Below are 8757 nucleotides of genomic sequence, written 5' to 3'. Positions count from 1 at the left end.
TTCCCGGTGATAAGAGCGGAGGGGCCACACCTGTTCCCATCCCGAACACAGAAGTTAAGCCCTCCAGCGCCGATGGTACTGCTGTGGAGACGCAGTGGGAGAGTAGGTCGTCGCCGGGACCTTTTTTCACTTGCATGCAGCCGAAGGGCTGCTCTTTTTGTTTTGGTTTAAGTTTACTTCGGTGGGGAAAGTGGCTTGGTGACCGCACCTTGTTTGCTAGGCAGTGATGTGTTAAGCTAACATTGAAGCGAGAGTATGCTTTTTTCGAAGACTGAGGTGACCGTAGATCGAAAATAGTGTGAAAACTGTGATAAGAACATTGGGAAGTACTGGGGAGGAGATGATGGATAGTGATGAATGCCTGGAAACGGACTTTAGTATATATGACCATCTTTGTGGTCTTGACTGGTTTAGTGACATGGGCACAGGCGGAAGAAGCCGCAGAGGAAGAGTTCGTGGAACTGGATGTACTGTTGGCTCTCTTGCCAGAAAGGGTCCACGCACCGGCCACCGAGGTGGCGCGGTTGGGTGAGCTGTTGATAGAGAAGTATGCCGCGTTGCAGGAGGAAGAAGAGGTTGTCCTGTTGTTCCCCTTGGAGGCCACCTTGGGTGTGATCGAGTTGGGCCTTGATGCAGGGGTCGAAACAGAACAGGTGGCAGGGGCTGTGATTAAGGTGGCCATGGCGGCCCGGTCGGCCACCGAGGAAGCAAGATGGGCGGAGATTAGACGGCTGGGACACCTTGCCCGGGAAGCCACCGCGGAGTATGTGACACGCTTGGGTGCGATCTTGAGGGAACTGGGAATCGATGCGGGGGAGATGGCCCAGCAGGCGAAGATTGTTCTCCAACGGATTTGGAACGATACGGTAGTGCCCTTGATCGAAGGTGTTGGCGAGATTGCCCAGAGGGAGGGGGTTGTTCCCCGGGGTGAGGAAGAGACTACCGGTGAGGAAAGTGCTGGCAGTTGGCTCCGGGAAGTGCGGGAAAGGGTTCAGGAAGAAGTCATAGCCCTGAGGCCCGCGGTAGATGAACTTCTTGCAAGACTGGGTTTCCAAAAGGGAGAGTAACACCAGTGGGAAAGATCACGGGGTCTGAAAGAGGATGCAGAGGGCAAAGGAGAGGCTAGGGGGAATACAATGGAGTGATGTGGTTTCGTCGGAGATGGGCCCCGACGGTGCGTAGGCCTCGGGAGGAATTGCACGGGCTACAGCGAACTAGAGTGTATACCACACGAAGGAGGTAGCTGTCAGTGCAGGAATTGGCCGGGGTGGAACGTATTGCAAGGATCCTCCAGCGTAAACCCGTGGACCGGATAGGATTGTATGAGCATTTCTGGAATAATACCTGGTGCACCTGGGCCGAACAGGGATACGTGAAAAGGGATGAGATTCCTGCGGAGCACTTTGGTTTTGACCTGGAATTGGCTTGGCCCTTTAATCTCGTAGCGGACTTGGACTACGGCGTAGAAGTGGTGGAAGAAACAGAGGATACAATCCTTGCGCGGGATGGCAACGGAGCTCTGCTTAGGCGCCACAAGAAGCACGATGCGACCCCTGAACACGTGGACTTCCTAGTAAAGGATCGACGGGGATGGGAGGAACACATCAAACCGTTCCTCAAGCCAGACCGGCGGAGGATCAACTTCGAGGTTTACCGGACGATCCGGCAGCGGGCGCGGGAGCGGGGGCGCTTTTTTGCCTGGTGTGGAACCAATGTCTTTGAGATGATGCATCCCGTATGCGGACATGAGCATCTTCTAGTGGGGATGGCCCTTGATCCCGATTGGGTGCGGGATATGGTGGAGACCTATGCCCAGTTGGTTATTGACCTCCAGGAGATCTTGTTCTCCGAAGAGGGCCCACCGGACGGGATCTGGTATTATGAAGATATGGGGTTTAAAGGAAGGCCCTTTATGTCTCCCGCCTTTTACAAGGAACTGATCTTCCCCGGCCATGCCAAGACCATCGCCTATGCCAAAAGTCGCGGTTTGCCGGTAATTATGCATTCCTGCGGCATGATTGAGCCATTGTTGCCAGGGATGATTGAGGCGGGAATTGATTGTTTGCAGGCCATTGAGGTGAAGTCAGGACTTGACTTGGTGAAGCTTTATCGGGACTATGGTGATCGGTTGTCCTTCATGGGAGGCATTGACGTGCGGGTGCTGTACTCTAAAGACCGGACAGCCATCGATCGGGAGCTGGAGGCTAAGATCCCCATCGTAAAAGGCAATTTCGGTTATGTGTTGCACAGCGACCATTCCATCCCCTCCAACGTCCCCTATGAGGACTACCGGTATTTCATCCAACGGGGTTTGGAGTTAGGAACTTATTGAGTTGGTGATTAATTCAAGACTTTGTGGTGTGTAGGGGGCATGATTATGACGTTAGCCAATACCATTACGCTATTTAGACTTTTTTTGGTGCCCCTCCTTGTTGCCTTTCTGTTTTCCGAAGCAGAAGTAGCGAAGTACTGGGCAGCGGCGCTGTTCCTTATCGCGGGGTTGTCGGATTGCCTCGATGGACATCTGGCTAGAAGACGGGATGAAGTCTCTGTGTTCGGTAAAGTGGTGGATCCCTTGGCGGACAAACTGATTGTCCTCACGGCCCTGTTTGCTTTGGTGAAGCGGGGCTTGGTAAATATCTGGCTGGCCATCGTACTTTTGGTCAAGGAAGCGGTTTTGGTCCTAGGGGCAGCCTGGCTGATTTGTGTCAAGCGACGGGTCATCTCAGCCCATGTCTGGGGGAAAGTAGCTGCAGTGGTGTTGTACGCGGGTACCTTCTTGACGATCCTCGAATTGTCCTGGGGACCGGTGTTAATGGCGATGGGGGTGAGCATCTCCTTGGCTGCTGGGCTTTATTACCTCTTCGTCGCCCTCACCGGCAGTACCGAGGAGATTGGCTAGGAGTGGTCGAGTAACTAAGCTGTGGCATGCTAAATAGGTAGGGGACGGGGAAGGCTGATCCAGAGGTGATTAATGATGCATCCCCTTTGGGTCCTTGTCTTGTCCCTGGTCCCAGGCCTGCTTTGGGTCTATTATTTCTACCGCCAAGATCCTGCCCGGGAACCGATAAAGCTAGTCCTAAGAGCATTCTTTTTCGGCATGCTGGGCGTGTTCCCCGCGGGCCTGTTGGAAGCCCCCTTTCAAGGTCTTTTTTCCGGCCCTTCAGATCTATTTTCCCTCTTCATCTTCACTTTCTTCATCGTCGGTGTGGTGGAGGAGAGTCTCAAATTTGCCGCCGCGGCCTTAGCGGTGCGTCATCGTCAGGAATTTGACCAGGTGATCGATGGTGTGGTGTACCTGGTGACTGCCGCTTTGGGTTTTGCCGCGGTGGAAAACTACTACTATGCCCGGGCCTACGGTCTGGCCATTGCTCCTGCCCGGGCGATTATCGCGTCCTTAGCCCATGCCTCCTTCTCCGGGGTCTTGGGCTATTACTGGGGTCTCGGCCGGTTTACGGGTCGTACACCTACGGTCCAAGGTTGGTTCTTCGCCGTACTTCTCCACGGCCTTTATGATTTTCTCCTCCTCAGTGGCTTCATCGGCACCGGGGGAGCCGTTGTGGGCATTGCCATCCTGTTCCTGCTACTCGGCAGTAAAGTGCAGCGTGCGGTGGATTTGGCCGGTGATGATAAGTAGTAGCCGCACTGGTGTTCTGGTTTCCCGCGGGGTCAACTTGCAATGGGGGATCCGCAATAGTATAATTAACCTAGGATTTTAGGCTTTCTAAGCCTACCGTGGAGTAGGAGGAGCGATTTATGGCTGGCCATTCCAAGTGGGCAAATATCAAACATAAGAAACAAAAGGAAGATAAACTGCGGGGGAAGTTGTTCGGCAAGCTGACCCGGGAGATTATTGTCGCGGCGAAGGAAGGCGGTGGGGATATCAATGCCAACTTCCGTCTCCGGACGGCGGTGGAGCGAGCCAGGGCGGCTAACATGCCCATGGACAACATTGAACGGGCCATCAAACGCGGTACCGGAGAACTGGACGGGGCGAACTATGAGGAGTTCACCTACGAGGGCTATGGTCCTGCCGGTGTTGCCATCCTGATGAACATTGCCACCGACAACCGTAATCGGACGGCGGGGGAGATCCGGCACATTCTGGACAAACATGGCGGAAACCTTGGGGAGAGCGGCTGTGTGTCCTGGATGTTCTCCCAGAAGGGTGAATTGGCGGTGGCCAAAGAGGGCGTGGACGAAGACGAGCTGATGCTGGCTGCGGTGGAGGCTGGTGCCGAAGACGTGGAGACCGATGACGAGGAATTCCTGGTCTATACGGCGCCGGGCGATCTGCAGAAGGTGAAAGAGGCCCTCGCCGAGGCCGGATACGTGGTGTCCCGGGCGGAAGTGACCATGATTCCTAGCAATTATGTGGAGCTAAACAAAGAAGAGGCAGAACGGGTCCTAAAGCTAATGGACGTTCTGGAAGAGCACGATGATGTGCAGGCGGTCTACGCTAATTTCGACATTCCAGAGGAGATTATGGCGGAGATAGCGTTCTAGGCATAGGACCACCCCCTCCTACTCATACTAGGTTTAATCCATAGTATGAGGGGGTGCGACTATGCGACGCGGGCTTATCCTATTGATTCCGACGGTATTCCTGCTTGTGGTGTTTTGTCAGTTGGTGATTCCGCGGACTGCCCAGGAGGACGGGGTCACCGAGGGGGTGATTGGTCCTCACTGGTCCATCAAGGTATATTACCTAAGTGAAGGAAGGCTCCAACAGGTCACATCTACGGTGCCCAGTCTGCTGGTGGGGATCGCGCCTAGCCGGCTGAAGGAACTGTGTCCCTATTGGCAGGTTAAGACCCTAGGTGCAGATTCCATCACCGTGGAGGTGGATCTTGATGCGGTACTGGGTTCCTATGCCCAGCAGCGCTTTATCGGGATCTGGGGAGATACTGTGACGATCTTTGCGGGAATTCCCAACGTGCGTCAGATCCCATTGGAGTTCACCTCAGTGCATATCCAGGATCTGCCCGACTATGAGGTGGCAAACTTGGCGCGGGGGATTCCCTTTGATTCGACGGAGCAGAAGTTGCAGCTGTTGGAAAGCCTGCAGGAATACCGACGGGTTCGTTAAGATCTATCATTCCCCAGACTATGGAGGGCAATTCTTTGACTACCATTCTAGGCATTGATCCGGGGACGGCCATCACCGGCTTTGGTATCATCCGCGCTGAGGGCAACCGATTGCAACCGGTGCACTACGGTGCGATCCTTACTTCGCCCCAGGACAGCATGCCCCGGCGTCTTCAGCAGATCTACCAGGGTATTTCCGCCATTATCGCCGAATACCAGCCGCAGACTATGGCTATTGAACAGCTGTTTTTCAACAAGAATGTGAGTACGGCCCTCACGGTGGGCCAAGCCCGGGGTGTGGCCATCTTGGCCGCGGCCCACGGGGGGCTAGAGATCGTGGAATATACCCCCCTACAAGTGAAGCAAACCGTAACGGGCGAGGGCCGGGCGCAAAAGGAGCAGGTGGCCTTCATGGTGAAATTGCTCTTGGGACTCCAACAGATGCCCAGACCCGATGATGTCACCGATGCTTTGGCCATTGCCATCTGTCATGCCCATTTCAACCCCGTGCTGGCCCGGATTAACGGGAGGTGCCAATGGTGATTGAACATATCAGGGGGAAGCTGGCTCACAAAGGTGGGGATTACGTGGTGGTGGATGTGGGAGGGATGGGGTATCGGGTGTTGGTTCCCCAGTCCACCATGGATGCCCTGCCGGCTCCCGGAGAGCCTGTAGAATTGCTTACTTATCTGCAGGTGCGGGAAGACGCCTTGAATCTGTATGGTTTCATCACCGATGCGGAACGGCAGGTGTTCCTGGCCTTGATCGAGGTCAGTGGTGTGGGGCCGAGGCTCGGCTTGGCCGCCTTGTCGGTGCTCAGTCCGGGACAAGCCTTTCAGGCCATTGCCCAAGGGGATGTGGCCACCCTGACCAGTGTGCCCGGCATTGGCAAAAAGACTGCTGAACGGATCATTTTAGAGTTGCGGAGCACCGCAGAAAAGGTGACCGTCAGTATGCCGGGCATGGTCCAGCCGCGGCCTGTGGAGGCTGACGCCTTGGAGGCCCTAGCGGCCCTTGGTTACACCCGCAGGCAGGCGGAAGGAGCAGTGGCCCGGGCTTGTGCGGAACTAGGCGAAAAGGCTAAACTGGATGAAGTGATCCGCCGAGCGTTAAGATATGTGTCCTAAGGAGTTGAAGTCATGGAGCGGCGGGAAGAGGACCGGTTGGTTTCCGGTGTCCATAGACATGAGGATGAAGCAGAGATTAGTCTGCGCCCCAGTCGTTTGGCTCAGTTTGTGGGTCAAGATCGAGTTAAGGAGAATCTGGGCATCTTTATCGAGGCGGCCCGACAGAGGAGGGAGGCCCTGGACCATGTTCTTTTGTATGGTCCTCCCGGGTTGGGTAAGACCTCCCTTGCCCATATTATTGCCAATGAACTGGGTGTAAATATCCGGATTACCGCCGGACCAGCCATCGAACGCCAGGGGGATCTCGTGGCGGTCTTAACCAATCTGGAGCCCGGTGATGTGTTGTTTATTGACGAGATCCATCGGCTGAGTAAGACCGTAGAGGAAGTGTTGTATCCGGCCATGGAGGATCGGTCTGTGGATATTGTGATCGGGAAGGGACCAGCGGCCCGCACGGTGCGGCTGGATCTTGCCCCCTTCACCTTGGTGGGGGCCACCACCAGGGCGGGCATGTTGACCTCGCCCCTGCGGGATCGTTTTGGGGTGTTGTGCCGTCTGGAGTATTACACTGAGGAAGAACTGTATGGGATCGTAAGCAGAGCCGCTTCCATCCTGAATGTGCCCATTTCCCCCGCGGCGGTGCGGGAGATTGCCAAGCGCTCCCGGGGAACACCTCGCGTGGCTAACCGCTTGTTGAGACGGGTCCGGGACTTTGCCCAGGTGCGGGCCGATGGGGAAATCACCCAGGAGGTGGCCGCGGAGGCTTTGGATATGCTGGAAATAGATCCCTTGGGATTGGATCGGGTGGATCGGCTCATCCTATTAACGATCATAGAGAAGTTCGATGGCGGCCCCGTGGGCGTGGAGACTTTGGCTGCAGCCATCGGCGAAGAGACGGAGACCATCGAGGATGTCTATGAGCCCTTCCTGATGCAGCTGGGTATGCTGAAGAGGACTCCCCGGGGACGGATGGCCACCGGTCAAGCCTTTCGGTACTTCAACCTCACCGGCGGCCGCGATTTTGAACAGACGGAGCTTCTCGGTTAGGTGTGGTGTTGAGCAGTGAATCTAAACCTGGGCAAAACCTTAATCTACATGGGGATCTTCTTGATCCTAATCGGCGGTCTATTCACTTTGGGCGGCCGTATTCCTTCCCTTGGTCGGCTACCCGGAGACATTACCTGGCGACGGGGGAATGTTACCGTCTACTTTCCCTTGGGAACTTCCCTGCTACTGAGCGCGATTTTGTCGTTGATCCTCTACCTGTTGCAGAGAGTAAGATGAAAGGATACCTGTCAATTGGGACTCTACAAGACTAAGGGCGTGGTCTTGCGTACCCGGGATTACGGGGAAGCGGACCGGATTGTGATCATTTATACGGAAGAAGCGGGAAAGGTGCCCGCGGTGGCCAAAGGGGCCCGCAGGCCCCGGTGTCGCCTGCGGGGTGTGACCCAGAACTTTGTCTTGGCGGAGTACTTGCTTTTTTCCAGCAAGAGCCTCGATACCATCAGCCAAGGGGAATCGATCGAAGCCTTTGCGCCGCTGCGAGAAGATTTAACCAGAATGGCATACGCCAGCTATTTTGCTGAGCTGGTGGATAAGTTCACCCTGGAGCGGGCTCGGGCCCCGGAGCTTTTTCACCTCCTGGTGGAGGTATTTACCATGCTCTGTGCACACGTGCAGCCGGAAGTGGTGGCCCGGTGGGGAGAACTACGCCTGATGACTTTGCTGGGCTATGCCCCCCATCTGGATAGTTGTGTCCGGTGCGGGCATACTATCAGCGAAGGTGTGTTTCTGCCTGGGGAAGGTGGTGTGGCCCACTATCACTGTTCTCCGGGGACGGAATACACTTTGTCGCAAGGGGCTTTGGCTTCCCTGCGAAGTCTGGCCGGCATGTCGGGACAGGGCGTCTTGAACCTGCGGCTTGGACCCCAGGTGGAATTACAGTTGCGTTTGGCCCTCAGGTCCCATCTTGCACAGCATATCAGTGGTGAACTGAAATCATTGGACTTCTTACTCTCAGTGATTGATTAGGAGGTGACCCCATGGGTGTCGAGATGACTGAACTGGAGAAGATCGACATCCTCCGGGAGCGGGGCAATATTGGTTATGCAGCGGCCAAGGATTTGTTGGACGCGGCCGATGGTGATATTGTGGCGGCTTTGATCAACTTAGAGGCTATGCAAAAGAACAGGGGGCTCAGTTCCGACCATCTGGAGGAAAGGGGCCGGGAGATCCTGGAGAAAATCAAGGAACTGATTCGCCGGGGGAACAGCGAACGGATCCGGGTAAGAAAGGGCGACGAAGTGATCATGGATATCCCCATCACGGTGGGAGCCGTGGGTGTTGTGCTGGCGCCAATTGCCACTTTTCTTACCGGAGCGGCCTGTCTTCTTTCCCGGTGTACCATCGAGATCAGGCAGCGGGATGGCGAAACCATCACTGTACATGAGGGCAGGGAGGAGGAGTAACCCCCTGTCCTTGGAAGTTGACATGTTTTCTCAAGTTTGTTATATTCGTTCTACGGATGCGTAGAGATGGG

General features: G+C 55.4%; 12 protein-coding genes and 1 rRNA gene. All 13 read left to right on the top strand.

What is annotated here, in order from left to right; genetic code table 11:
* Nucleotides 1-2: 2 nt before the first annotated feature.
* The 13 genes from rrf to GXX57_07475 all read left to right on the top strand — a co-directional run bounded on the left by rrf (nt 3) and on the right by GXX57_07475 (nt 8686).
* Nucleotides 3-119 (top strand): 5S ribosomal RNA (gene rrf, locus GXX57_07535).
* A 234-nt stretch (nt 120-353) separates the two neighbouring features.
* The gene (locus GXX57_07530) at nt 354-1067 is read left to right on the top strand and encodes a hypothetical protein (GenBank protein ID HHV44501.1); all 714 of its coding nucleotides are present in this window, start codon (nt 354-356) and stop codon (nt 1065-1067) included.
* Nucleotides 1068-1249: 182 nt separating this feature from the next.
* Nucleotides 1250-2332 carry a hypothetical protein gene (locus GXX57_07525; GenBank protein ID HHV44500.1) on the top strand — a complete coding sequence of 361 codons (1083 nt, stop codon included), beginning with the start codon at nt 1250-1252 and terminating at the stop codon, nt 2330-2332.
* 45 nt (nt 2333-2377) lie between these two features.
* Nucleotides 2378-2902 carry a CDP-diacylglycerol--glycerol-3-phosphate 3-phosphatidyltransferase gene (locus tag GXX57_07520; protein ID HHV44499.1) on the top strand — a complete coding sequence of 175 codons (525 nt, stop codon included), beginning with the start codon at nt 2378-2380 and terminating at the stop codon, nt 2900-2902.
* Nucleotides 2903-2977: 75 nt separating this feature from the next.
* Complete coding sequence (locus tag GXX57_07515) at nt 2978-3637, top strand: PrsW family intramembrane metalloprotease (GenBank protein HHV44498.1); 660 nt, start codon at nt 2978-2980, stop codon at nt 3635-3637.
* 119 nt (nt 3638-3756) lie between these two features.
* Nucleotides 3757-4506 (top strand): YebC/PmpR family DNA-binding transcriptional regulator, encoded by a 750-nt coding sequence (locus GXX57_07510; protein HHV44497.1) that lies wholly within the window; start codon nt 3757-3759, stop codon nt 4504-4506.
* 61 nt (nt 4507-4567) lie between these two features.
* Nucleotides 4568-5089 (top strand): hypothetical protein, encoded by a 522-nt coding sequence (locus GXX57_07505; protein ID HHV44496.1) that lies wholly within the window; start codon nt 4568-4570, stop codon nt 5087-5089.
* A 20-nt stretch (nt 5090-5109) separates the two neighbouring features.
* Nucleotides 5110-5631, top strand: coding sequence for a crossover junction endodeoxyribonuclease RuvC (ruvC, locus tag GXX57_07500; GenBank protein ID HHV44495.1), 522 nt, complete (start codon nt 5110-5112; stop codon nt 5629-5631).
* Nucleotides 5628-6215, top strand: a complete 588-nt coding sequence (gene ruvA, locus GXX57_07495) for a Holliday junction branch migration protein RuvA (protein HHV44494.1) — start codon at nt 5628-5630, stop codon at nt 6213-6215. Before ruvC ends, ruvA begins: the two co-directional genes overlap by 4 nt.
* A gap of 12 nt (nt 6216-6227) precedes the next feature.
* A complete protein-coding gene (gene ruvB / locus GXX57_07490; GenBank protein ID HHV44493.1) occupies nt 6228-7262 on the top strand; it encodes a Holliday junction branch migration DNA helicase RuvB in 1035 nt (344 codons plus the stop codon).
* A 15-nt stretch (nt 7263-7277) separates the two neighbouring features.
* The gene (locus tag GXX57_07485; GenBank protein HHV44492.1) at nt 7278-7499 is read left to right on the top strand and encodes a DUF2905 domain-containing protein; all 222 of its coding nucleotides are present in this window, start codon (nt 7278-7280) and stop codon (nt 7497-7499) included.
* Between the two features lie 15 nt (nt 7500-7514).
* Complete coding sequence (gene recO / locus GXX57_07480) at nt 7515-8249, top strand: DNA repair protein RecO (protein HHV44491.1); 735 nt, start codon at nt 7515-7517, stop codon at nt 8247-8249.
* An 11-nt stretch (nt 8250-8260) separates the two neighbouring features.
* Nucleotides 8261-8686, top strand: a complete 426-nt coding sequence (locus GXX57_07475) for a DUF4342 domain-containing protein (protein HHV44490.1) — start codon at nt 8261-8263, stop codon at nt 8684-8686.
* The last annotated feature ends 71 nt before the right edge of the window (nt 8687-8757 follow it).

The sequence above is a fragment of the Bacillota bacterium genome (assembly GCA_012839765.1).
Lineage (GTDB): Bacteria > Bacillota > Limnochordia > DUMW01 > DUMW01 > DUMW01.
Note: the sequence above shows the minus strand (reverse complement) of the source record. Positions and strands in the feature narration are given on the sequence as shown.